Annotated in this window: 18 protein-coding genes; 5 read left to right on the top strand and 13 right to left on the bottom strand. The window is 45.8% G+C overall.

Translation table 11 applies throughout. The features are described 5' to 3' along the window. Window positions 1–25 precede the first annotated feature (25 nt). From V7Q13_RS00090 to V7Q13_RS00050, 9 genes are all read right to left on the bottom strand, one after another. The gene (locus V7Q13_RS00090) at window positions 26–676 is read right to left on the bottom strand and encodes an HAD family hydrolase (RefSeq protein WP_333798644.1); all 651 of its coding nucleotides are present in this window, start codon (window positions 674–676) and stop codon (window positions 26–28) included. Between the two features lie 97 nt (window positions 677–773). Further along, window positions 774–2,492 carry a sodium:solute symporter family transporter gene (locus tag V7Q13_RS00085; RefSeq protein WP_157477442.1) on the bottom strand — a complete coding sequence of 573 codons (1,719 nt, stop codon included), beginning with the start codon at window positions 2,490–2,492 and terminating at the stop codon, window positions 774–776. A gap of 82 nt (window positions 2,493–2,574) precedes the next feature. Beyond that, entirely contained in the window at window positions 2,575–4,062 is a 1,488-nt protein-coding gene (araA, locus tag V7Q13_RS00080) for an L-arabinose isomerase (protein WP_333798643.1), read from the bottom strand. Window positions 4,063–4,089: 27 nt separating this feature from the next. Then, entirely contained in the window at window positions 4,090–6,144 is a 2,055-nt protein-coding gene (locus V7Q13_RS00075) for a glycoside hydrolase family 127 protein (protein ID WP_333798642.1), read from the bottom strand. Window positions 6,145–6,170: 26 nt separating this feature from the next. Then, window positions 6,171–6,869: an L-ribulose-5-phosphate 4-epimerase gene (locus tag V7Q13_RS00070; RefSeq protein ID WP_157477438.1), complete on the bottom strand. Its 699-nt coding sequence runs from the start codon at window positions 6,867–6,869 to the stop codon at window positions 6,171–6,173. An 80-nt stretch (window positions 6,870–6,949) separates the two neighbouring features. After that, entirely contained in the window at window positions 6,950–8,638 is a 1,689-nt protein-coding gene (locus tag V7Q13_RS00065) for a ribulokinase (protein ID WP_333798641.1), read from the bottom strand. 13 nt (window positions 8,639–8,651) lie between these two features. Next, window positions 8,652–9,773 carry an aldose epimerase family protein gene (locus V7Q13_RS00060; protein ID WP_333798640.1) on the bottom strand — a complete coding sequence of 374 codons (1,122 nt, stop codon included), beginning with the start codon at window positions 9,771–9,773 and terminating at the stop codon, window positions 8,652–8,654. A 33-nt stretch (window positions 9,774–9,806) separates the two neighbouring features. Continuing rightward, on the bottom strand, window positions 9,807–11,792 hold the full coding sequence (locus V7Q13_RS00055) for an alpha-L-arabinofuranosidase C-terminal domain-containing protein (protein WP_333798639.1): 1,986 nt from the start codon (window positions 11,790–11,792) through the stop codon (window positions 9,807–9,809). 2 nt (window positions 11,793–11,794) lie between these two features. Next, window positions 11,795–13,345, bottom strand: a complete 1,551-nt coding sequence (locus V7Q13_RS00050) for an alpha-N-arabinofuranosidase (protein WP_333798638.1) — start codon at window positions 13,343–13,345, stop codon at window positions 11,795–11,797. A gap of 228 nt (window positions 13,346–13,573) precedes the next feature. Here V7Q13_RS00050 and V7Q13_RS00045 point away from each other — a divergent pair, with 228 nt between their 5' ends. Next, window positions 13,574–14,278, top strand: coding sequence for an NUDIX hydrolase (locus tag V7Q13_RS00045; protein WP_333798637.1), 705 nt, complete (start codon window positions 13,574–13,576; stop codon window positions 14,276–14,278). 142 nt (window positions 14,279–14,420) lie between these two features. Then, on the top strand, window positions 14,421–15,821 hold the full coding sequence (locus V7Q13_RS00040; RefSeq protein WP_333798636.1) for an MBL fold metallo-hydrolase: 1,401 nt from the start codon (window positions 14,421–14,423) through the stop codon (window positions 15,819–15,821). 30 nt (window positions 15,822–15,851) lie between these two features. Here V7Q13_RS00040 and V7Q13_RS00035 read toward each other — a convergent pair whose 3' ends face one another. Next, window positions 15,852–16,883, bottom strand: coding sequence for an AI-2E family transporter (locus V7Q13_RS00035; protein WP_333798635.1), 1,032 nt, complete (start codon window positions 16,881–16,883; stop codon window positions 15,852–15,854). A gap of 99 nt (window positions 16,884–16,982) precedes the next feature. On the opposite strand from V7Q13_RS00035, the gene V7Q13_RS00030 reads away from it, so the two are divergent. Further along, a complete protein-coding gene (locus V7Q13_RS00030) occupies window positions 16,983–17,489 on the top strand; it encodes a hypothetical protein (RefSeq protein ID WP_333798634.1) in 507 nt (168 codons plus the stop codon). An 81-nt stretch (window positions 17,490–17,570) separates the two neighbouring features. Next, the gene (locus V7Q13_RS00025) at window positions 17,571–18,029 is read left to right on the top strand and encodes a YqaE/Pmp3 family membrane protein (protein WP_333798633.1); all 459 of its coding nucleotides are present in this window, start codon (window positions 17,571–17,573) and stop codon (window positions 18,027–18,029) included. A gap of 116 nt (window positions 18,030–18,145) precedes the next feature. On the opposite strand, the gene V7Q13_RS00020 is transcribed toward V7Q13_RS00025, so the two are convergent. The 3 genes from V7Q13_RS00020 to V7Q13_RS00010 form a co-directional block, all read right to left on the bottom strand. Beyond that, window positions 18,146–20,803, bottom strand: coding sequence for a glycoside hydrolase family 3 C-terminal domain-containing protein (locus tag V7Q13_RS00020; protein ID WP_333798632.1), 2,658 nt, complete (start codon window positions 20,801–20,803; stop codon window positions 18,146–18,148). A gap of 7 nt (window positions 20,804–20,810) precedes the next feature. Then, window positions 20,811–22,250 (bottom strand): alpha-L-fucosidase, encoded by a 1,440-nt coding sequence (locus tag V7Q13_RS00015; protein ID WP_333798631.1) that lies wholly within the window; start codon window positions 22,248–22,250, stop codon window positions 20,811–20,813. Between the two features lie 107 nt (window positions 22,251–22,357). Beyond that, window positions 22,358–23,278 (bottom strand): AraC family transcriptional regulator, encoded by a 921-nt coding sequence (locus tag V7Q13_RS00010; protein WP_333798630.1) that lies wholly within the window; start codon window positions 23,276–23,278, stop codon window positions 22,358–22,360. A 170-nt stretch (window positions 23,279–23,448) separates the two neighbouring features. On the opposite strand from V7Q13_RS00010, the gene V7Q13_RS00005 reads away from it, so the two are divergent. Then, window positions 23,449–24,876: a sialate O-acetylesterase gene (locus V7Q13_RS00005; protein WP_333798629.1), complete on the top strand. Its 1,428-nt coding sequence runs from the start codon at window positions 23,449–23,451 to the stop codon at window positions 24,874–24,876. The last annotated feature ends 230 nt before the right edge of the window (window positions 24,877–25,106 follow it).

Genomic DNA, 25,106 nt, shown 5'->3' with positions numbered 1-25,106 from the left:
TCTTCGAGTCTTCGTGGTCAAGTATTTACTGCAATGCCAGTCCTTTGTAATCTGGCACATGGCACAGTACTTTTTCAAACTGTGCAAACTCATGCACTTCATGCAGGGTAAGCAACACCACAGATGACATACCGGCCCTTTCAGCACTCTCCACTCCTTTGGGCGAATCTTCGTACACCACACAATGCTGTGGCGCCACCTGCAATGCCGCTGCACACTTGAGATAGGTTTCCGGGTCGGGCTTGCTTTGCTGCACATCATCGGCACTTACCAATGCATCGAAGTAGTGCCGGATGTGCAAATTGTCCAACACAAAATCGATATTGAACATAATAGCGGCAGAACCAATGGCCATGCGGATTCCTTGCATTTTAGCGGCTTCCAGATAATCGCCCAAACCATCGAGCAGTTTCAGCTGCGGTTTAAATGCGGCCTGATATGCTTCTTCTTTGGCATAGCTCATGGCTGTTTTTTCTGCAGCTGAAAAACGACCGGGGAAAATACGTTCCAGCAATTCATCATTCTTGCCATAGCACTGCAGTTTTACTTCTGCAAGGCTCAGCGCAGCGCCATGCGAACAAAGTATTTCATGCCATGCTTGTATATGATAATGCATGTCATCAATCATGGTACCGTTCAAATCGAACAGGTAAGCTTTGGTATTGCTGGCGTTCATAGTGGCGCAAAGAAAACAAGATGCAACCGCTCTACAAAACCACAACGCCTGCCATCAGAAGACAGCAGGCGTTGTTGCATGTATTCAATCTACGTATTTACCAGAGATAAGCATACAAGGCAGTAATGATGAGCAAAATGGCTACAATCATGACTGTATGAATGGGCTGTACTTTGAACATGGCTTTATCCAGTACAAAGGCTTTTTGTTCGCCACCTTTGCCTACCAGGCTCAGTACAATCATCACCAGCATGGTAAAGAAGAACGACCAGCCCATGTTGATTTGGAACGGAATTTCATAAGCCCCTTTACCATTCGGGAAAGCGGTGTACAGCAAGGTTTCTGTACCAAAAATATTGATGGCATAGCTGTTGAAGAATATTGCCAGCAAGAAACCGGTAAGCAAACCGGCCACGGCTGCAGTACCCGTAGTACGCTTCCAGAACATACCCAAAATAAACATGGCAAATACACCCGGACTAATGAAGCCGGTATATTTCTGAATGAAAGTAAAACCACCTTCGCCACCAATGCCCAACAGGTCTTTCCAGGTAAAGGCAATGGCCAATATCATAGCTACCAATACCGTTAATCGGCCAACCCAAACCTGTTTGTTTTCATCCGCTTCTTTGTTCAGGTATTTCTTGTACACATCCAACGTGAAGATGGTAGAAATGCTGTTGAGCTTACCCGCCAATGAGGCAACGATGGCAGCGGTTAAAGCCGCTACAGACAAGCCTTTCAGCCCTTCGGGCAAAAAGGCCAGCACAGAAGAATAGGCGGTGTCTTTTACACCATTAAAACCTTCGAGGCCGCCATTGCGATGCAACACATACGCTGCAATACCGGGCAACATCACGATGATGGGCATCATCAGTTTGAGGAAGGCGGCAAACAAAATACCCGTACGGGCAGTTTTTAAATCTGCGCCCAAAGCACGTTGGGTAATGTACTGGTTACAACCCCAGTAATTGAGGTTTACAATCCACTGTCCGGCAAAGTACATGGTGATGCCGGGCAGCAGCAGGTATTTGTTGATATAGTTTTGTGAAGCAGCATCGCCGGCAAGTGCCGCAGATACGGTGCCGGAATCTGGCTTCGACAAAATCATCTTGAAGTGATCGGGAGAATCTTTGAACAACATTTTCAAACCGGCAATGGCATCATGACCCAAACCAAATGATTCACTCACTTTGGTAAGTGCCAGATAAGTAGTAGCCAAACCACCCAGAATAAGAACACCTACCTGCAACACATCGGTAAAGCCAATCACCTTCATGCCACCAAGCGTAATGATGAGGCCCATTACAGCCAGTGCAATCATGATGAAATGCAAGTACTCACCACCCGCCAATCCATTGATGGCCACTGCACCGAGATACAAGATGGATGTAAGATTGACAAACACATACAAGAACAACCAAAATACCGCCATAATCAGCGCCACAGATTCATTGTACCGTGTTTTCAAAAACTGCGGCATGGTGTAAATCTTGTTTTTGAGATATACCGGCATAAACCAAACTGCAATGATGATAAGGGCAATAGCGGCTATCCATTCGTAGGCAGCCACCGCTGTACCTACAAAAAAGCCATCACCACTCATGCCAATAAATTGCTCCGCAGAAATATTGGAGGCAATGAGTGAAGCACCAATGGCCCACCAGGTAAGCGAACCTTCTGCCAGAAAGAAATCATGCGTAGCAGAAGTTTCTTGTTTTTTCTTCTTGCGATAAATCATGTATCCATAGGCAGCCAGCAACACGAAGTAGATGCCGAACACTATGAAGTCAGTCATCACTAATTTGTTATTCATAATCGTTGTAAAGGAAAGTGAGAAAAAAGTGAACCACCAATGTTAGGGAAAATACCTTGCACAGATGGTTCTTTTAAAGGGGTTATTTGTAATACACTTCGCTCCAGCGCAGTTCGTTTTTCAACTGATAGAGATCGGTGTTTTTACCAATGCGTACATACTCAATGCCGGCAATGTCTGCAAAGTCTTCCATGTGCTCAGCCGTGAGGTTTTGACTGTAGCAGGTGTGGTGTGCACCGCCTGCCAATATCCAGGCAGCACAGCCATCGTGCATGTTGGGATAAGGCTTCCACAACACACGGGCCACAGGCAACTTAGGCAGTTCTGCAATCGGGTCAATGGCTTCCACTTCATTTACCAACAAACGGAAACGATTGCCCATGTCTACAACCGATGCATTGATAGCCGGGCCAGCTGCACTATTAAATACCAGGCGAACAGGATCTTCTTTTCCTCCAATACCCAACGGATGAATTTCTACATTGGGTGTATGGCTGGCAATGCTCTCACAAATTTCCAGCATATGTGAGCCCAGTACCAACGGATTGGCCGGGTCAAAATGATAGGTATAATCTTCCATAAAACTATTGCCACCGGGCATGCCCCGGCCCATCACTTTCATGGCCCGTACAAGAGCTGCAGTTTTCCAATCGCCTTCGCCGGCAAAACCGTACCCCTTACCCATCATGCGTTGTGAAGCTATACCTGGCAATTGTTTCATGCCATGCAAATCTTCAAACGTATCACTATAGCCTTTGTAATTACCATCTTTCAAAAAGTATTCGAGGCCCAATTCGATACGGGCCGCATCACGCAACGATGCATATTGTGTCCCCTCTTTTTTGAGGCTGGCCGTTACCGTGTAAGTGTCAAAATATTCCCGCACTAGTTTATCTACATCAGCATCGCTTACTGCATCAATTACTTTTACGAGGTCGCCAATGCCGTGAGTGTTGACACTAAAACCAAACTGCATTTCTGCTTCCACTTTGTCGCCATCTGTTACGGCCACATACCGCATGTTGTCGCCAAAGCGAACAAAACGGGCACCCTGCCAATCGTTCCAACCCGCAGCAGCTCTTGTCCACGCATTGATTTTAGCAATCACCACCGAGTCTTGCCAATGGCCTACCACTACTTTACGATTCAGGCGCATACGGCTCATGATAAAACCAAATTCACGGTCGCCGTGTGCACTCTGGTTCAGGTTCATAAAGTCCATATCAATTTCACCCCACGGAATATCGCGGTTGAATTGGGTATGCAAATGCAGGAGTGGCTTGTGCAAAATCTTCAGGCCACGTATCCACATTTTTGCCGGTGAAAAAGTATGCATCCATGCAATGAGACCGATACACTTCGACGAAGCATTCGCTTCGGCGCAAATGGCATAAATCTCTTCTGGTGATTTTACAGTTGGTTTAAACACCACACTCACAGGTATATCTGCGGCATGCAGCGAAGCGGCAATTTCCTGCGAGTGGGCAGCTACCTGACGCAGGGTTTGCTCGCCATATAAATCCTGGCTTCCTGTTAAGAACCAAACTTCTAATTGTTTTAAATCTGTCATAGTTGAAGGAATAAAAAAGTGAACGACTTATTTTGGTTGGCTGTTCGCCAAAGTTTGTTGTGTAATAATTTGTACATCGGCAATTTGCTCGGGCAGCCACAACATCATTTCGCCTTTGCCCCTGTTGGCCCAGGCATAGTAAGGAATGGCTACAAAAGGTTGCGTAACGGTCTGCACATTGCTGCCGTTTATCTGTAAGGCATTCGCTGTACTTTTCAACAGCATTACACCATTGAGCATGGCTGGCTCCCAGCTACTGGTAAACGATGCTTGTGCCGGCAATATCAAATTGGCAGCACGACCATTGTTATCTGCCCATTCGGCGCAGTACATCAAAGGACCACGTTGCAAGGCTACCTTCCCCGCATTTTCGGTAAGCTTATTATTAGCGGCTACCCGCTGTACATCCATGGGTAATTTCAAGGTAACTACATCACCCTTTTTCCAGTTGCGTTGCAACACAGCATATCCTTTCTCCAAGCTCAGTGGCACCGCAGTACCATTTACAAAAAGCTGCACCGGCGCTGCATTGGCGGGTACAAAACGATATAAATCGGATGGAATGGCTACTTGCTGTGCCCAGCCGGGGATGCGCATTTTCAAAGCAAAATTGAGTTCCCCTTTAGCCGGCGTAATCACAAATTGTAAATCGCCATCCCAGGGGTAATTGTTTTTTTGCTCAATGCTCACCTGCTTTGTATTGATGCTGAGTGAAGCCATGCTGTTGATGAACAAATTGACATACACATCACTGCCACGTTGTGCATACATATATCCCGGCACTGAAGGCAGCAAACGGGTCATATTGGTAGGGCAGCAACTGCATTCAAACCAACCTGCACGTTCTCTTTCCAGTGCTGAGTGATTAAAGTTGTTGGTCACCTGCATGGCATTGGTGTAGAAAAAAGATTTACCATCGAGACCAACGCCCGAGATTAAACCGTTGTACAGAATTTTTTCCAGCACATCCATGTACTTAGCATCGCCATGCAATTGAAACATGCGTTGGTTCCAATACACGTTGGCAATGGCGGCACAGGTTTCGTTGTAAGCCGTGCCATTGGGCAGTTCATAATTGTTGCCGTAGCGTTCGCCACTCGACACTGCTCCTGCACCACCTTGCACATACAATTTCTTACTCACCAAATTTTGCCAGATGCTGTCTACTGCATGTAGCAACAAACTATCGCCGGTGAGTGCAGCAACATCGGCTACGGCGGCGTATAAATAACCGGCTCGTACGGCATGGCCTATGGCTTCACGCTGCTGTGTTACAGGCAAATGATCTTGCCAGTACGCACCATTGCGCCAAGGGTCGTTGCTCTTTGCATCGTAGCCTTTGTAGTGGCCTCTTTCTTCAATAAAAAAGCGGGCCGTTTCTAAATACGCTTTGTTGCCCGTAATGCGATAGAGTTTCACCAATCCCATTTCCACTACCTGATGGCCGGGAGCAACATGCAGTTTGTCCTTACCAAAAACATGGCAAACGAGGTCCGCATTTTTCAACGCAATGTTGAGCAAATTTTTTTTGCCTGTAGCTGCAAAATGAGCTGCTGCAGCTTCATACAAATGACCGCTGTTGTACAACTCATGGCTGAGCTCTCTTTCTTTTTCCCAACGGTTGGGGCCAGCCCAGGCATGCGGTTGTGCCGGATTGATGGTGCGGGCCGTGTACAAATACCCATCCGCTTCCTGCGCCTTACTCACTTTGTCAATCAGCGTATCAATGTAAGCTTCCAGTTGTTTATCCGGAAACAAACTCAGCGAAAAAGAAGCGCCTTCAATGGTTTTGTAAATGTCTGTATCATCAAACGGAAACGTAGTGCAAAACTTACCCGATTGTGCCGCGGCCATTTCGAAGTTGCGAACACGGCCCGTGCTTTCACATCGTTCAAAAGAAGCCGGAATGGTAACGGTATGATTGACTTTGATTCGGGGCAACCAAAACTGATCACTCAGCTGTATTTGTGTAAACGGAACAGCAGTGTAAGGATAATCCCGCTGCTGCGCAAAAGTCGTCACACTCATAACTACACATAAGAAGCTGAGCTGCCAACGACGATGAATCTGTTTAACACGCATACATTCAGTTTTACTAATGCTATTGATTACTGACCGTAGTAACTATCTGGTCCGTGCTTGCGTTCATAGTGTTTCCGAATCAACGCATCTTTTAACCGCGGCGCTTTCGGATTGATTTGTTCGGTGAGCAATGCCATTTGTGCCACCTGCTCCAGTACAGCACTATTGTGCACGGCTTTCGCAGCATTTTTACCCCAGGTAAATGGTGCATGATTGCCCACCAATACCATTTCTACTTCTTCGTAGCTAAGGCCTTTGGCAGCAAAGCAATTCATGATTTGAAAACCGGTTTCATGTTCATAATTGCCTTGAATCATTTCATCACTCATAGGTGGTGCACATGGGATATCGACAGTGTTGTAATCGGCATGCGTGGTACCAAAAATGGGAATATCCCGCTGCGACTGTGCCCACGATGTAGCATAGGTAGAATGCGTATGCACAATGCCGCCAATTTTTTCCCAATGCTTGTACAACACAGCATGGGTCAATGTATCAGAAGAAGGGCGCAAATCGCCTTCCACCGTTTTACCTTCAAAATCGACGATCACCATTTTGCCGGGTGTCAAATCTTCATAGGCTACACCACTGGGTTTTATGGCGAACACACCAAGGCTGCGATCGGCAGCACTCACATTACCGAAGGTAAACAGCACCAGCCCCAGCTTGGGCAACTGCATGTTGGCTTCATAAGCCTCTTGTTGTATGTGTTGATACTTACTCATTGAAAAATCATTTACCATCAAGACACAAAGAAGGCACCGAGTCCACTCACTGTTGTGTCAAGTGCAGGATGTTGAATTAATTAATGTATAACCTGCGCCTCCATAAACGCACCTACTTTTTTATACTGTTCGTAGCGTTGCTGATACAGTGCCACTTTTGCTGCATCAGGTTCGTACACCGTATCAAAACCTTGCCCCATAGCCTGCATAGCATCTTCCACTTTGTTATAAATACCAGCCGCTGTAGCGGCAAACATGGCAGCCCCCAATGCACAGGTTTGTTCGGAACGGTGAATGCGGATGGGCATGTTCATTACGTCGGCCATCATTTGCATAACGAACGGCGATTTACGAGCCACACCACCTAAACCAATCAACCCTTTTACGGGAATGCCTTGCTCCTGAAAACGTTCTACAATGGCTTTGGCACCAAAGCAGGTAGACTCAACTACTGCCCGAAACAGGTGTACTGCATCGCTACCTAAATCCAGGCCCGTTATAGAAGCAGTGAGCAACTGGTTGGCATCAGGCGTTCTGCGTCCGTTGAACCAGTCTACTGCCAACTCACTGTGCACAGTCACTTCTATTTTTTCAGCGGCTTTGCTCAGCGCAGGTATAATGGCATTTTCCGTTTCCTGTATGAGTTGTTGTTTGGTAGCTTCATCCAGCAAATTGGAGTTGGCCAACAATGTTTGCAGCGGCCAGCTAATCAATCTTTTGAACCATGCATACGCATCGCCAAATGCAGACTGACCAGCCTCCAAACCAATCATGCCGGGTATAACAGAACCGGGTACTTGCCCGCAAATGCCTTTCACCAATTTACCGGCTACTTCATTGGCTGGCGCTACCATCATATCGCAGGTAGAGGTACCCATTACCTTGCTCAGGTGATACGGTTCAATTTGTCCGCCAACAGCACCCATATGAGCATCGTAAGCGCCTACACCTATTACCACTGTTTCGGGTAAGCCCAATCGTTGTGCCCATTCTTTACTAATGATGCCTGCTGCTTCGTTGGAGGCGTATGTGTCTTTGAACAACCTTGTAGTGATACCGTCCAATACAGGATCGAGTGTAGCAAAAAATTCATTGGGGGGTAAACCATCCCATTCTTTCGCCCACAAAATTTTATGGCCTGCAGCACACACGCTGCGTTTCATTTGATGCACGTCATTGCCACCTGTAAGCAAGAAAGGAATCCAATCGCAATGCTCTACAAATGAGTAAATATTGTTGCGAACGGCTTCATCTGCACGAAGTACATGTAAGAGCTTGGCCCAAAACCATTCGCTGGAATAAATACCGCCCACAAACTGCAGGTAATTGGTTTCAAATTTTTCGGCATGAGCATTTATTTCCGCAGCTTCACCTACACCAGTGTGGTCTTTCCACAGTACAAACATGGCGTTGGGATTTTCTTCAAAACCCGGCAACATAGCCAGAGGTGTACCATGCTTATCAGTACCCACTGGTGTAGAACCGGTGGTATCAACCGACAATGCTTTGATGTTGGCCGCTACTGATGCACCAACTTTTGCTACGCAATTTTTAATGGTCGTTTCCAAGCCTTCTACATAATCCAACGGATGCTGGCGAAACTGGTTTGCCTGCATGTTGCAGTACAATTGCTTTTGCCATCTTGGATAATAAAAAACATCGGCCGCCAGTTCTTCACCGGTCTTTGCATTTACGATGATGGTTCGAACAGAATCTGAACCATAATCAACGCCTATCACATACGACACTTCGCTATACATGTTGGTCATTTTATCGGCACTACTATTGCAGCGTAATTTTATACTTCGTTACTGTGTGGTATTTTTCGCCCGGCTTCAAGAGTGTTGAAGGAAAAGCAGGCTTGTTGGGTGAATCGGGAAAATGCTGTGTTTCCAGACAAAGCGCCGCATGTTGTTGAATCGGCTGTCCACTGCTGGTTTTAACACTACCATCCAAAAAATTACCACTGTAAAATTGCAAACCGGGTTCAGTGGTGTACACTTCCAATTTGCGGCCGCTGATGCTGTCGCTCAAAGTAGCTACCAGTTCCAAGTCTGCACTGGTGCGGTTCAGCACAAAGTTGTGATCATAACCACCGGGTACTTGTGCAATGCGTTCGCCAATCTGGTGGGGTTGCAAAAAATCAAACGGACCATCTTTCACCGCCTTCAATTCGCCAGTGGGAATAAGGCCTGCTTCAACAGGTGTGTACTTATTTGCATGCACCTGCAACTGATGGCTAAGTATGGTATTGGCTACATCACCGGTAAGGTTGAAGTAGCTGTGATTCGTCAAATTCACCGGTGTTGTTTTGTCGGTCTCTGCACTGTATTCCATCAGCAGTTCGTCAGTATCGGTTAAGGTGTACACCACGGTGATAGACAAGTTGCCGGGATAACCTTCTTCACCATCTTTACTCAAATACGTAAGGGTTAGTGATGCTGTACTATCCGAAGGCTGTGCATCCCACACTACTTTATCATATCCCTTGTTGCCACCATGCAGGTGTTGCTTGCCATCGTTGGCAGCCAGTTGATAAGTGGCAGTATCAATTTTGAAAGTGGCATTGCCAATCCGATTGCCATAGCGGCCAATGATGGCACCGAAGTAAGGAGGCTTTGCCAGATAACCACTGAGGCTATCAAAACCGAGCACCACATTGCTTTTGTTGCCCTTTTTATCGGCAGTAATCCATGATGTAACAATGCCGCCGTAATTGGTAATTTTTACCTCTACCCCATTTTTATTAGTAAGCGTGTACAGCTTCACTTCTTTGCCATCTACAGTACCCCAATTGATGCTGCTAACAGCCTTGCTGGTTGTGGTTTCTGTAGTAGGCTCAGTAGCAGATTGGCAAGCGGCCAACATCAACACGAGGCCAAGCATCCAGGAGATTTTTTTCATAGCATGTTTCGTTTTCAGTAGGGAGATGTGTAATTATTTTTTTAGCGCAATGCGCAGCAATACAAAAGAATAAGGTTTCGCTTCGTAGGTAAATGTTTTGCTCTTGCACAAAACGGTAGTCTGCACAGGCACAATGTTATCCGGCTGATCAAAACTGTTGGCCGCCATCAAATCGGGATGCTGCAACAATGTTTGCTGCACCATTTTTCCCTGCATTTTTACACCGGCAATGTCTATGGGCAGCGTTTGAGTTGTTGCCGACACATTTGCAATTTTTATCAGAAGCACTTGTGTATTGGCGTCAATTACAGCGCTGGCATACAAGCTGTCTTTACCAGCCATTACTGCGCCATTGCGACTGATGGTCACAGCATGTGTGCCCTTGTTGAGTGCATACATTTTTTGCACCTGATAGCTGGCACTGCCAATCACTTGCTGGTTGTTTACCCAAATCAAATCAGGGTTCCATTGCCAGCCTTCCACGTGTGCAAACAGCGGTGCATACGAAGCCATTTGCACTACATCAGCATTGCGTTCTAAGCCAGTCAGAAAAGCCGCTTCACTCAATGCTGCCTGCCAGTTGTTTCTTTTTTCTGCGGTCTGTTTGCTGTCGCTGTGTGCCGCATACTCACCGGCAAATACTTTTGAACCGTTTCTGGTGTAAGCATCGTAGCGGGATGCATTGCTCAAAAACCAATCCGGCTTGCGGTAGTAATGTTCATCTACAAAATCAACCTGCATGGCCCGCAATGATTGATTAAGAAAATCGAAGCGTTCCCCTACAGGATCGGTGCCAGAACTGGCAATAATTTGAATACCGGGATACTTGCTGCGAATGGCCTTGGTAAATGCCTGCAAACGTTCTACATATTGTGGTCCCCAGTTTTCATTACCTATGCCAATCATTGTAAGATTGAATGGCGCCGCATGCCCCATGGCGGCCCGCTTTTTACCCCAAACAGTATTGGTATCACCATTGGCAAATTCAACCAAATCCAATGCATCCTGTATGTAAGGATCGAGTTGATCCATAGGTACCAATTCTGCAGAATTGAACTGGCAGGCCATACCACAATTTAAAATGGGCAATGGTTTAGCGCCGATGTCTTCCGCCAGTTGAAAATATTCGAAGAAACCCAACCCAAACGTTTGAAAATAATCGGGTGCCGGGCGATGTGCAAACTCAACGTTCCAGCGGTTCATGATGAGCTGGCGTTCTTCGATGGGGCCAATCGTTTTTTTCCATTGATAACGATTGTTCAAATCAAATCCTTCTACAATACAACCGCCGGGAAAACGAATAAATCCGGGCTTCATATCGGCCAGCAGCTGTATCATATCAGCCCGCATGCCTCCCGGTCTTTTTTTCCAGGTGTCTTCCGGAAACAGCGAAATCATATCCAAATCAATACTGCCCCTGCCTGTAAACGTTATTCTGAATTTTGCTTTGGCATTTGTAGCCGTGGCGGTAAAACTGGCGGTAAACTTCGACCACTTTCCGGCAGATACAGCAGGCTGTATAATTGCACCGCCGAGTGTTTTGCCAAGTGTATCAATCAGCTCCAGCTGCATGCGTACATCCGTTTGGTTATCGGCATGTTGATAGAGGCAACTGAAATCATACCGTAAATCTTTTTTTACAGCCATGCCACGGAAGCCCTCGTTCGTCATGCTTAGTACACTACCGGCAACATCTGTAGCCTGCACCCGAATAAAACGTGGATTGTTGGTATTGGCTTGTTGACGGTTCTGCACGGTAATTGCTCCCTCTCTGAATGGCTTGTTGTCCAGCTTCCAACCCATGAGTGGCTTCTGAAATTCGAAGGAGCGGTTCTTAATCATTTCAGCATAAATACCGCCATCGGCTCCCATGTTGATGTCTTCAAAAAACACGCCCCACATGTTGGGCGAAATACTGGCAGTTTTAATGGCCGGATTTACAACAATGGGTTGTGCCATCAGTGGTATACTGAAAAAACAAAGCAATCCGGTTACAATCTGTACTAATCTGTTGTGCATGATTATTCATTTACTGCCAGCACCACTACAGATAATGGCGGCATCGTTACTTCCAAATTGTTTCCAATCAACCTGGCGCCATTGAAAGCAGCAGGTTGAATACGGTTCGGCGCATCAAAATCATTAAAGGTTTGTAGTGAAGCAGCTGTCAATATTTGACCGCTTACTTTCTTGTACGTTGCGCCGTCTACATTCAATTTTACGGTGTTGCTTTTAGTGGCATCAATGTTCACCAATGAAATATGCGTTACACCAGCTTTATTTTTTGATGCACTGATGGAAATAGCAGGCAATTGCGCCGCCCCCAATGTATAGTTGGTTGCTGTTTGTGCCTGTACGGGTATGAGTGTTGCATCCTGATGCACATTGTACATCTGCATTACATGATAAGTAGGTGTCAAAATCATTTTGGCACCCTTGGTTAAAATCACCGCCTGCAACACGTTTACTGTTTGTGCCAAATTAGCCATACGTACCCGGTCTGCATGGTTATTGAAAATATTGAGCGTAGCGCCTGCAATCATGGCATCACGCATGGTGTTTTGCTGATACAAAAAACCAGGATTGGTGCCGGGTTCTACATCATACCAACCACCCCATTCATCTACCAGCATCGCCACTTTTTTCTTCGGATCATATTTATCCATTACCGCAGCATGCTTGGTCACCAGCTCTTCCATATACAAAGCCGATTTCATTGTATTGAAGTAATCTGCCTCTGTAAACTGTGTGGCTGAGCCTTTCTTGTTCCAGTTAATAACTGCATAATGATGTACGCCTACACCTTCCAGCATGTGGTGCGGAATATCCCGCATCATCACTTCCGTCCAATGGTAATTATCGCCATTGGCACCCGATGCAACACGGAAAATTTTATCATCATTATTCCAACTGCTCATGAAGGTGGCGTACTGCTTGTAAATGTTTGCATAGTATTCCGGTGTCATATTGCCACCACAACCCCACACTTCATTACCAACGCCCCAGTATTTTACACTCCACGGTTTTTCTCTTCCGTTTTGTGCCCGCCATTTACTCATGGGCGATGCATTGGCCGGGGCACTTACATATTGCACCCAGTCAGACAATTCTTGCACCGTACCACTGCCCACATTGCCCGCCAGGTATGGCTCAGCACCAATGCGTTCGCAGAGGTTGAGAAAATCATGCGTACCGAAGCTGTTGTCTTCAGTAACACCTCCCCACCAACGGTTGACGATTGACGGACGATTGGCTTTGGGCCCCACACCATCTTTCCAATGATAGGTATCGGCAAAGCAACCGCCGGGCCAGCGTAGGTTGGGCACTTTCAGTTGTTGTAAAGCCGCAATGATGTCGTTGCGAACACCATCAGTGTTGGGTATTACCTTATTGGTATCACCCACGTAAATACCATCGTAAATACAACGGCCCAGGTGCTCCGCAAAATGACCGTAAATGTGGCGGCTAATGGTAGTGGTGGCTTTGGCAGGTTGCAGCAAAACCTGATGCTGCGCAATGGCAGCGCTGCCCGAAAGAAAGGCAACAGCAACCGTGAATACTATTTTTTTCATGTGGTTGGCGCTTAGCAATGCATTGGTTGAAAATCGCCATCATGTACAACCTTCCGATACCTTTGCTAAATAAACATTGTTATGACCGGCCAAAGGAATGCTGTGCCTGATTGCCTTTCGAAAGTAACAGTTCTCTTTTAATTGTCAAAACAACAATTATTATTTATTTTAGCACACACGAATGGCTGTAGCAACAGCTGCTCTATCAACGAAGAATACCAACGATTTATGCCTGCTTATCCCCAAGTATCTACTTATCATGTGGCCATCGACTGTATTGTTTTTGGCTTTGATGGTCAGCAATTACAACTACTGCTCATTAAAAGGGGCCTCGAACCCATGAAAGGCAAGTGGAGTTTGATGGGTGGCTTTGTACAACCCGATGAAAGCACCGACGATGCTGCCAACCGGGTACTAAAACAACTCACTGGCCTGGAAGGCATTTACCTGGAACAGCTGCACAGCTTTTCTGCGCCAGACCGCGACCCGTTTGCACGTACCATTTCCATTGCCTATTTTGCCCTCATCGATATCAAACAATATCAACAGCAATTGACAGATGATTATCAGGCTGCTTGGTTTTCAATGAAAGAAATCCCTTCCCTAATTTTCGACCACAATCAAATGGTGAAAATGGCCCGCCAGCGTTTACGCTATAAAGCGGCCAGCCATCCGGTGTTGTTTGAATTGCTGCCGCAAAAGTTCACCTTACCGGTACTGCAAAATCTGTTTGAAGATATGTACGAAACCGAATTTGACAAGGGCAACTTTTCCCGCAAAATGCTCTCTACCGGGTTACTGCTCAAACAAACAGACAAAGACAAAGGCAGTTCCAAAAAGGGTGCCTTTTATTACAAGCTCGATAAAAAGAATTACAAGAAAAATTTCCACCAGCTTTTACGAATAGTACCCAATGCACATGAGCTTATCTAAATAGAAATATTTTTATGACGCAGGTGTCAGCAGAGTGTTTCTACTGCAGCATAAACTTACAGTACAGACAGCATTTTATGCGCAATCTTCATAAAGAACCGTTACATTGTAGCATCATTTCATTGCTTGAATTTTTGATTCTATGAAAATAAGTTTTCATGGTGCAACCCGCACCGTTACTGGCTCCAAACACATTGTACACCTGAATGATGGCCGCAAAGTATTGCTCGACTGCGGCATGTTTCAGGGTATGGGAAAAGAAACCGTTGGACTGAATTCTAACTTTGGATTTGTACCTACAGATATAGATGCTGTAGTACTCAGTCATGCACACATTGATCATAGTGGATTGCTCCCGAAATTGGTGCAGCAGGGCTACCTAAAGTCTATCCATTGTACACCGGCCACCAAAGATTTGGCTACCTTACTCATGGAAGACAGTGCCGGCATACAAGCCAACGATATAAAATATTTAAACAAACGACGCAAACAAGAGGGTCGTCCTCCCCTTGAACCATTGTACACAGAAGATGATGCTAAAGCAGCCAGTGCATTGCTCATCGAGCATCCGTATCAGGAATGGTTTACAGTTATAAAAGATGTAGAGTGCATGTTTACAGATGCAGGCCATATTATTGGCAGTGCTTGTGTACACTTACGAATTCAAGAAGATGGTGAAACTAAACACCTAACTTTTAGCGGAGATATTGGCAGATACAGAGATGCAATTTTGCGTAGCCCAGAAACCTTTCCGCAGGCTGATTATATCATTATGGAGAGTACGTATGGCAATAGCTTGCACAACGATGTCTATTCTTCCATAGATGTACTGCTGGAGTGGATTACAAAAACATGTTTGCAGAAAAAAGGTAAGCTCATTATACCTGCATTCAGCGTTGGACGTACGCAGGAAATATTGTATTTCCTCAATCAGCTTGAATTGGAAAAACGCCTGCCCCCCATTGATTATTATGTAGATAGCCCCCTTAGTAGTGAGGCAACGCTGGTAGTGAAAAATCATCCTGAAAACTATAATGAATCATTGCAGGAAGTATTGAAGACAGACCATGATCCGTTTAAGTTTAAAGGCCTGCATTTTATAGGCAGTGCAGAAGAAAGCAAACAGCTGAACTATCGCAAAGAACCCTGTGTAATCATTAGTGCCAGCGGCATGGCAGAAGCCGGCCGTGTGAAGCATCACATTAGCAACAACATTCAAAACAGCCGCAACACCATTTTGCTGGTTGGCTATTGTGAACCCAGATCGTTGGGTGGAAGATTGAAACTGAAACCTAAAGAGGTAAATATTTTTGGCCTGCCACACGAAGTGCATGCCGAAATTGGTGAAATGCGCAGTATGAGTGCCCATGGCGATTACGACGACATGCTGCAATGGTTGGCTTGCCAGCAAACCGACCAGATTAAACGCCTGTTTTTGGTACATGGCGAATATGATGTACAAATACAATTTGCCGACAGGCTGAAACGCAAAGGCTACAAACATGTAGAAATTCCAGAGCAACACAGCGAATATGTTTTATAAAAATCATGTGCTGCTATGACGGCTGTGTTGTTATTCATCATCATGAGCAATCACAAACTCATCGTAGTAAATACGCACCAGCATAATGAATAAACTAATGAGCAGCGGGCCGAAAATAAGGCCGAGAAATCCAAACATATTCAACCCAATAATTACACCAAACACTGTGATGATTGGATGAATATCGGCCATGTATTTCTGCAACACAAATCGAAATACATTATCGCTACCGCCAATTACAATGAGGCCCCAAAAGGTGAGCCAGTAACCATTTGTGGTATCGCCATTGGCAAAAGTGAGAATAGTAAGCGGCACCCATGCAGCCATAGTACCTACAAAAGGAATCACTGACGCTATACCAGTAATCACTCCCCAAAGCATTGGCTTATCTATATCAAACATGTAGTAGCCAATCATGGCCACCACACCTTGTACTGCACCCAATACAGGTATACCCACTGTATTGCTTACCACTACTTCCCGCACTTCTGAAAGTAACCTCGAAGTGTTGGTGTGTTTCATAGGTAAATTATTGCGCAGCCAGCGTTCCATTTCCCCATTTTTTACCAGCATGAAATACAGCAGAAAATACATAATGAATAAATTGGTAATGGCATTCAGCGTGGCAGCAATCATTGATCCACCCCAATTAGCTACATAACCAGGTATTTTTTTTACGGCATCTGTGCTTAAAATATCCAGGCTGTATTTGTCATGTAAAAACTGATCAATGCTTTGAACGGCAGCCTCTAGCTTGCTGGTGTCTTGCAGCAATGGCTTCAGAGCATCTATCAGTACATTTACTACCCAAGCCAACGGCAACACAATAACCACTAACGATAAAACCATCATGAGTACCGCCACCAGGGTTACCGGCCATTTTTTGTGGTACACCAGAAAAAATAATGGCATCCGCATGAGCATGTACAAAGCCAGTGCACCCAAAAAAGCGCCAAGCATAAAACTCATTTGCGCATACAACAAATACCCAAGGCCCACTACAATCAGCAACAGCAATATTTGCCGAATGGTTTTGGGATGGATTTGATCGGGATGCAACATAATGTGGTTTATTCCAAACCTACAGCATCCATCAAAAGAAACCAAAATCAGAGCTTTGTAATTACAATTCCTTTTTCTTTGTCACTCATTTTAATACCTATGAACAACCGTTCTGAAGTTTTTAGAGCCGTAGAAAAGCAGTTGTCAACTGCAGGCTTTCGGATTGCCGACAAAGATTTTGACAGACCATGGGGGGGCTTTTTCGTCATTGACGAAACGCAGGCAGACCTGTTTATAGAAACTTATTTTCCTGGCTACACCAAGGAAGAACTGATGATTGGCGAAAAACTTAGTCCGAAGTTTTTGGTAGTGGCACCAAATAAAAGGCTGAGCTGGCAATACCATTTTCGCCGTGCAGAAATATGGCGGGTGGTAAGCGGACCCATTAAAGTGGCCATCAGCGAAACAGATGAAGAAACGCCCGGCCAGTTTTATGAGGATGGCAATATCATTGTGCTGAGCAAGGGTACACGCCATCGCCTTATTGGTGCTCCAGAAAATTATGGTGTAGTGGCAGAAATATGGCAACATACTGATCCGGAGCAACCCAGCGACGAAGATGATATCATTCGACTTCAAGATGATTTTGGCAGAAGCCCCCTGTAGAAAAAAGTTTTGATGAATGGTTTTCACATTCCACTGCTGATTAATTAGATTTGTTTTTCACTTAACACAAATACATACCCCATGAGAAAAGCATTACCCCTGTTGATGGCAGCCATGCTGCTGATTGTAAGCACCACCCAGGCTGCATTTACACCTTATGTGAGCACGGCTCCAACTTACAAAAGTGAGTTGTTTGTAAATGAAAACATTGCACAGCAATTCGCCGGCAACCTCGAAGGATTTATCAAACTCACCCCTGACGAGTATCAAAAGCTCACTGGTCAAAAGCTTTCATTGAAAGAAAAGATTCAACTGAAAGCTGCTCAAGCCATGGTAAAAAAGCAACTTAAAAAAGCAGGCAATAGCAGCATTCCCAAAGGCTTGTATATTGTACTTGCCATCTTTGGATTTGGCTGGTTAGCCATGGGCATTATGGACAACTGGAGTGGCAACAATTGGTGGATTAACCTGATTCTGACATTCCTCTTCTGGCTGCCGGGTCTTATTCACGCCCTTGTAGTTATGAAAGATTACTATTAATCGAAATTGTTAGAACAATAAAAAAAGACCATGCATTACTTGCATGGTCTTTTTTTATTGCATTCTCGAAAAATGCTGGTGGATAGCTCTAACGTAATTTTACCACACCATAAAATCTACAGGCCCCTTACGTTTGTTTTCAACCGCAGGTCTTTAGAAGAAGCGCCGATCATGATGCGAAAATCGCCGGGCTCCAACACCGCTTTTCCATCGAGGTTTATCATGCTCAGCATGGCCGGCGTAATGGTAAAGCTAACCGTTTTGCTTTCGCCTTTGCGCAATGCAATGCGTTGAAATCCTTTCAGCTCCATCACCGGCCGTGCCAACGAAGCCAACTCGTCGCGGATATACAACTGCACCACTTCATCGCCATTCATGTTGCCGGAGTTGGTTATATCAACACTCAGCTCAACAGATGCTCCCGCTCTTATGCTGGGAGAAGAAAGCCGCAGATTGCTGTATGTAAAAGTCGTATAACTCAAGCCAAAGCCAAACGGAAACAAGGGTTCTCCACTGAGGTTGTGATAATCATCGCCGCGACCGGTGGGCAGGTGCCAATAGCTCAGCGGCAATTGCGACTCATGCACAGGAAAAGTTATGGGCAACCGGCCAGCAGGATTGCGTTTGCCCAACAATACATCTGCCACTGCATGGCCGCCTTCTTCGCCGGGATACCACAGCATCATCACGGATTTCACTTTATGCAACCAACGCTGCATGGTAATGGCACTGCCTCCTACCAACAATACGGTTACAGGTTTGCCGGTGGCTGCCAATGCTTCTATCAATTCTTCCTGATGGCAATCGAGGCTGAGGTAAGCACGGTCTTGAAATTCTCCTTCATGAATACCCGCAACTACCACAACTGCATCGCTGCTTTGCGCCAGTAGCAAGGCTTCCTGCTGCAATTGCTGCCAATGATTCAAAACATCTTTATTCCACACTAAACGAATGTGGGCATTGCCCACTGGTTCTTTAAACTCAATGCGAACACGTACCGATTTACCTGCAGCAAAAGCATAAGGTTTCAACAAAGTATGATAGCTGCTTTTCTCCCAGGCATCTACATGCAGCACATCATTCAAATACAATCGATACCCATCGTTGCCATCAAGGCCAATGGCGATGCTGTCAGTCACATCTGAGGTGATCTCACCTGTCCAGCGGACTGCGAAGAAATCTCTTTGTAGCGCAGCATCCGGTGCATACAAAGTCCAATGAAAGTCGACCTGCGCATCTGTTCTTTCTAACACAGGTTTGCCACTCAGCTCCATATTGTTATAATACGATGCCTGCAAACCCGCTGCTTTTTTCCCATCTTTCAGATGCGATAAAACTGAAGCAGGCACTACGTTCCATTCTTTCAATGCCCTGGAATAACCCGGCACAAACCGAACCGTCGATTGGCCTTTTAATGCAGTTTGCAAACCATCAAGAATACTCACCTTGCCATTGCCCGGGCCGCTGTATCCGCCAAGCCTTGCAGCAACGGCATCTTCGCCAATTACTGCGAGTCGTTGTACTTTTTGCAACGGCAGCATGCCGTCATTTTTGAGCAACACAAAACTTTTAGCAGCCGCTTCACGGGCTATGGATTTATGCCGGGCAATATTGATGCTATTGGCTATTACATTTTCATCTACATAGGGATGTTCAAACAAACCCAGCTCAAACTTGATACGCAACACCCGCCGTACTGCCGCGTTGATGATGGCTGTATCAATACTGCCATCGAGAAAAGGCGGCATAAACAATTTGTGATGTGCATAATCGGTTTGAAAAATAACATCCAATCCGTTCTGTATCGACAGAGCACTGCTCTGCGGATAATCTTTTCCGGTCATATGCAGCACGTTGGCACCACCCACGGCTGAAGCATCCGAAATCACAAAGCCTTTGAACCCTTGTTCTTGCTTCAACCATTGGTTCAATATCCAGTTGTTGGCTGTAGCTGGCTGTCCATTTACACTGTTGTACGAAGTCATCACACTGCGGGTGCCAGCCAGTGCAAATGCTTCCTGAAAAGGCAACAAATGTGTTTGGCGCAAAAACCATTCACTCCAGTAAATGGGATAACTATCGCGGCCGCCATCGCCTACATTGGCGAGTAAATGCTTGGGGGTTGTTACCACACCCATTTGCTCAATGGGCTGCATGAACGCAATGCCCATTTGTGCACTCAGCCAAGGGTCTTCACCGTAGGTTTCTTCTACCCTGCCCCAGCGTACATCGTTGGCCAGATTGATAACTGGTGACAACACTTGCCGAATGCCTCTTGCCTTTGCTTCTTTGCCAATGGCACTGGCCACAGAACGCATCAAAGCTGTATCCCAGGTGGCAGCCAAACCAATGCTTTGCGGAAATGCAGTTGCACCAGCTCTCACCAAACCATGCAGGGCTTCATCAAATGGAATGATGGGAATGCCCAGCCTGCTATGGGTGATAAAATACTGTTGTTGGCGGTTAATTTTCAATGCCAGCTCACGGGCATTTTCGGTAGCATTGTATTGGAGCATTTGCCCTGCAGCATTCGCCGTTTGGCCACTGGCACTCACCTGAAAACCAAATATACCGTGCTTGTATTGCTGCTCTTCGCCGGGCTTTACTTCGCCGGGTATCATGAAGAGCTGCCAAAACTTTTCCTCGGGTGTCATGCGGCTGAGCAAATCGGCCACCCGCTGCTCTACTGGTAACTGCGCATTTTTATAAGGCTGCGCCAACACAGCCAGAGAGCTGCTTGCAAACAGCAATATCCACATCAGTTTTTTCATCATCAATACATTATGGCGCAACTATTTGAAATACCCAAGCCCATGCATTGGGTGGTGCTGCAACCAAAGACTTTGGAATGTTGACCACAATGCCTTTTTCAATTACCGTAAACGAGAGTTTCTTTGTACTTCCCAACAACTGTACGGCAGTTACTGTACGCTTGGGTGTGTACGGAATGAGCACAGTGGCGGGCATTGCTGTTTCATTTTCCGGCACCTGATAAATGGCAAATACTTCATTCGTTTTTTTGGTGAATACCCATGGACCTGCAGACGGCAATTGTGGATCAGCTTCGGCAGCATAAATAGCCGAACCGTTTTGTTGCATCCAACTCCCAATTTGTTGCAGGCGCTGGTAGGCAGTACTGTCCCATTCGCCATCGGGCCGTGGGCCTACGTTTAGCAGCAGGCTGCCATTTCTGCTCACAATGCTGGTGAGTAGATGAATCACTTTTCTCGCCGGCTTGTATTCATCATTGGGCACATGACTCCATGAATTGCCCAGTGTCATGCAACTCTCCCATGGGTAGGGCAAGTATTGATTGGGCACACTCTGCTCGGGGGTAGCGTAGTTTTCATATTCGCCCGGCACGGTTCTGTCTACAAACAACATACCCGGCTGATGCTGCCGCACTTTGGCCGCAATAGCCTGCATATCAATGTCCTGATCGTAGGCAATGGTACGCTGCCACTCCACCGCAGTATCGATGCTGTGCTTGGGACGAACCCAGCCACCATCGAGCCAAAAAATATCTAACGGTCCATAGCCAGTGGCCAGCTCCAGCATTTGATTGTGTGTAAATGTTTTGTAAGCATTCCACCGCTCCGGATATTTTGCCGGATTGTAACTCACATTGCGGTCTTTGGGTGGAAAATAACGCCACCAATAATCGGGTGTGTGCCAATCGGGCTTGCTGAAATACGCCCCAATCATGAACCCTTTTTTGCGAAACGCATCAAACACTTCTTTGGCCACATTGGCTTTAGGATGTGTACTGAATGGCGAAGAAGAATGTGTAATGCGATAGTCGGTGTATTTACTATCGAACATGCAAAAACCATCGTGGTGCTTGGTGGTAAACACCATGTATTTCATACCGGCTGTTGCGGCTGCATCGGCCCACTTATCTGGATTAAACAGCACAGGATTGAACTGTTGCTGCAAACCTTCGTATGCTTTTTTGTAAGCGAACCAATCGTTGGCAAAAGGGCCGCGGCGTATGCACCAGTTTTCATCTTCGGGGCACAGGCTCCAGCTTTCTACAATGCCCCATTGGCTATAGGTACCCCAATGCATGAGCAGGCCAAATTTAAGCTGCTTCCATTGTGCCAGCTTGGCTGCTACCAACTGATCGGATGGTGCAATGTATTTGGCACTCAGGTTGTGCTCTTGTGCTTGTGCCATGGCACAACTAAGCCCTGCAAAAAGAAGTATGGTAACAATGCGCATGCCGTACACTATTAAACAATTGCAACGATACCCATTTCTGCAACGGGAATGAAACGGAGTTATTCAAACTGTGTACAACTACGGCTGAGCTACTGCAACAAAGACGGCTATTCGCTTTTGGTAACACTGGTTCGAACAGTGCGGTATTTTTTGGGCGACATGCCAATGATTTTGCGAAAGCGTTTCGAAAAATAATACGGATCATCGAAGCCCATGCTGAAAGCAATGTCCTTAATGGCCCTGTCACTAAAATCGAGCTGCTGGCAGGCTTTCTGCATTTTCATTTGCAAAAAATAATCGATGGGAGCATACCCTGTTTTTTGCCTGAAGAGGCTGGAAAAACGTGACACCGAATAGTTGTAACGTTTGCTTAAATCAATAAGCGATAGATTATCGTTGATGTGCTCTTGCATAAACAAAATGGCGCTGTCTACACAATCAAGACTTTCTTTTGATGTGGCTTCGTAGTGCCGATCGTTGTACAAAAACAAGCTCAAAAACTGCGACAAACAAAGATTGGCGAACAGCAGGTTATCACTACTATAACCCAGCTCCAGCGTCTTGTACATTTTCGAAAACAACGGTAAAATTTCGCCGCTGTTGCGAACATGCTGTGGTTTAAAACAGCGCTGCACCGATTGCATGCTGTTCATTTCGGGCAAGGCTTCGCCACTAAAATGAACCCAGTAAATAGTCCATGGATGTTCTTCATCGCTTCCATAAGCATGCTCTGCATGTTGAGGCAAAATGAAAAATTCGTTGGGGCCTACTTCGAAGCGTTGCTTGCCCAACTGGTACCAGCCATGGCCATCTACACAATAAAACAAGAAGTTTTCAGGAAGCCCTTTTTTACGATAGGTATAGTGGCCCTTGGCTTTGGGATAATGACCAATAGAACAAATGTGCAATTGGCTATGCACTGGATTGTTTTGCACTTTGCCCTTTAGTACAATCCGGGGAATTTCAATGCGCTGCCGGCCAACGCCGTACCAGATATTTTTATGTGAACCTTCTTTATTGTCTTTCATGGCAACCGCAACAATTGGCTGAAAAATTAGGAAAAAAGCAGGAGGGCAAGGTCGGTTATCCAACAAAATGATGCCAAATCTTCCACGCATACGATTGAGTAACCCATGCAGCCTGCATTCAGCAGTTGCGCAGTACATTCGGGCAACAAACAACACAGAAAAATTGCCTTATGAAAATGACACTTCGTTTGTACAGCCTTTTGCTGATGCTGTTGGCCAGTATCAACGGCATAGCCAAAGTAAAACTCCCCTATTTTTTTGCCGACAACATGGTATTGCAACAGCAAACTAATGCGGCCATTTGGGGTTGGGCAAAACCCGGCGCCAGCATCATCATCCAAACTTCATGGAACAAAGCCAAATACACAACCACAGTTGATGCACAGGGCAAATGGAAAACAGCTGTAGCCACACCAGTTGCTGGCGGTCCATACACTATCAGTATCAGCGATGGTGAAGCCATCACCTTGCAAAACATTTTGATTGGCGAAGTATGGTTGTGCAGCGGACAAAGCAATATGGAAATGCCCATGAAAGGTTTTCGTGACCAACCCATACTCGGCAGCAACGATGCTATTTTCAATTCGGCCAACGATCAAATCAGGTTGTACACCGTACCCCGTGCTGTACAGCGGTTGCCACAAGATACCAGCAAGCAATCTGCATGGAAAATTTGCAACGCCGAAACAGTTGGCGGTTTTAGTGCTACTGCCTATTTCTTTGGTAAAATGCTGCAAGAAAAACTGAAAGTGCCTGTGGCTCTCATCAACATTAGCTATGGCGGCTCACCAGTAGAAGCATTTATGGATGCTGCCAGCTTAAAGGCTTTTCCTGAAATTGCTGTGCCTGCTGCCAATGATACCAACAAGCTCAACAACAGAAATGCGACTGTACTATACAATGGAATGTTGCATCCGTTTTTAGGCTTCAGTATTCGCGGTGCTATCTGGTACCAGGGCGAAAGCAACAACGAACGTGCTGCGCAATACGAAAAACTGTTTCCTGCATTTGTGCAGCAAATAAGAGCACAAAGCAAGCAAGGCGATTTTCCATTTTACTATTGCCAGATTGCACCCTACAATTATTTCAATTTCGGCGTTGTAAATACAACTGCGGCCAACTCTGCCTATCTACGGGATGCACAGCGCAAAGCACTCAAAACAATTCCTAATAGTGGCATGGCGGTCCTAATGGATTTAGGCGAAGAATTCAACATTCACCCGGCAGACAAAGCTACTGGCAGCAAAAGGCTGGCCTATCTGGCACTGGCCAATACATACGGCCTCAAAGGCTTTGCTGCCGAAAGCCCTGCGTATGAATCTATGCACATCAATGGTAACAGTATTACGCTGAAATTCAGCCATGCACCCAACGGGCTGACTCCCTACGGCAAAAAACTAATGCAGTTCGAAATTGCAGGCCCCAACAAGGTTTTTCGTCCGGCCACAGCAGTTATCAATGCAGGCAATGTCGTTGTGTCTTCACCAGAAATTCCAAATCCGGTAGCTGTACGCTATGCGTTTAAAGATTTTGTGGTAGGAGAATTATACAACACGGAAGGTTTACCTGTTTCCAGTTTCCGTACCGACGATTGGTAAAAGTGGATGCACATTACAGACAGAAATGTTTCATCCACATCTAAGTAAAGTGTAACAGAAACTAAAAGGTGGAAAAGGTAAAAGTCACTGGATATTGAAAACACACATTTTTTAATACCAAATGAGTCAATTCATTTAAGGAATATTAATCCAATGTGATTATTGCTGTTGGGTGTACAATCATCTTCTACAATCACCTTCACATGATTGTTGCAGGATTCTTGGTGTTG

The sequence above is a fragment of the Phnomibacter sp. genome, from assembly GCF_036803085.1.
In the GTDB taxonomy this organism is placed as follows: Bacteria; Bacteroidota; Bacteroidia; order Chitinophagales; family Chitinophagaceae; genus Phnomibacter.
The sequence above is the reverse complement of the archived record's forward strand: the minus strand, read 5'-3'. Positions and strand labels throughout refer to the sequence as shown.

Excerpts from the sequence above, each read along its gene's own strand:
- V7Q13_RS00090 (WP_333798644.1), bottom strand. The coding sequence starts at position 676 with ATGAACGCCAGCAATACCAAAGCTTACCTGTTCGATTTGAACGGTACC.
- V7Q13_RS00085 (WP_157477442.1), bottom strand. The coding sequence starts at position 2,492 with ATGAATAACAAATTAGTGATGACTGACTTCATAGTGTTCGGCATCTAC.
- araA (WP_333798643.1), bottom strand. The coding sequence starts at position 4,062 with ATGACAGATTTAAAACAATTAGAAGTTTGGTTCTTAACAGGAAGCCAG.
- V7Q13_RS00075 (WP_333798642.1), bottom strand. The coding sequence starts at position 6,144 with ATGCGTGTTAAACAGATTCATCGTCGTTGGCAGCTCAGCTTCTTATGT.
- V7Q13_RS00070 (WP_157477438.1), bottom strand. The coding sequence starts at position 6,869 with ATGAGTAAGTATCAACACATACAACAAGAGGCTTATGAAGCCAACATG.
- V7Q13_RS00065 (WP_333798641.1), bottom strand. The coding sequence starts at position 8,638 with ATGACCAACATGTATAGCGAAGTGTCGTATGTGATAGGCGTTGATTAT.
- V7Q13_RS00060 (WP_333798640.1), bottom strand. The coding sequence starts at position 9,773 with ATGAAAAAAATCTCCTGGATGCTTGGCCTCGTGTTGATGTTGGCCGCT.
- V7Q13_RS00055 (WP_333798639.1), bottom strand. The coding sequence starts at position 11,792 with ATGCACAACAGATTAGTACAGATTGTAACCGGATTGCTTTGTTTTTTC.
- V7Q13_RS00050 (WP_333798638.1), bottom strand. The coding sequence starts at position 13,345 with ATGAAAAAAATAGTATTCACGGTTGCTGTTGCCTTTCTTTCGGGCAGC.
- V7Q13_RS00045 (WP_333798637.1), top strand. The coding sequence starts at position 13,574 with ATGCCTGCTTATCCCCAAGTATCTACTTATCATGTGGCCATCGACTGT.
- V7Q13_RS00040 (WP_333798636.1), top strand. The coding sequence starts at position 14,421 with ATGAAAATAAGTTTTCATGGTGCAACCCGCACCGTTACTGGCTCCAAA.
- V7Q13_RS00035 (WP_333798635.1), bottom strand. The coding sequence starts at position 16,883 with ATGTTGCATCCCGATCAAATCCATCCCAAAACCATTCGGCAAATATTG.
- V7Q13_RS00030 (WP_333798634.1), top strand. The coding sequence starts at position 16,983 with ATGAACAACCGTTCTGAAGTTTTTAGAGCCGTAGAAAAGCAGTTGTCA.
- V7Q13_RS00025 (WP_333798633.1), top strand. The coding sequence starts at position 17,571 with ATGAGAAAAGCATTACCCCTGTTGATGGCAGCCATGCTGCTGATTGTA.
- V7Q13_RS00020 (WP_333798632.1), bottom strand. The coding sequence starts at position 20,803 with ATGATGAAAAAACTGATGTGGATATTGCTGTTTGCAAGCAGCTCTCTG.
- V7Q13_RS00015 (WP_333798631.1), bottom strand. The coding sequence starts at position 22,250 with ATGCGCATTGTTACCATACTTCTTTTTGCAGGGCTTAGTTGTGCCATG.
- V7Q13_RS00010 (WP_333798630.1), bottom strand. The coding sequence starts at position 23,278 with ATGAAAGACAATAAAGAAGGTTCACATAAAAATATCTGGTACGGCGTT.
- V7Q13_RS00005 (WP_333798629.1), top strand. The coding sequence starts at position 23,449 with ATGAAAATGACACTTCGTTTGTACAGCCTTTTGCTGATGCTGTTGGCC.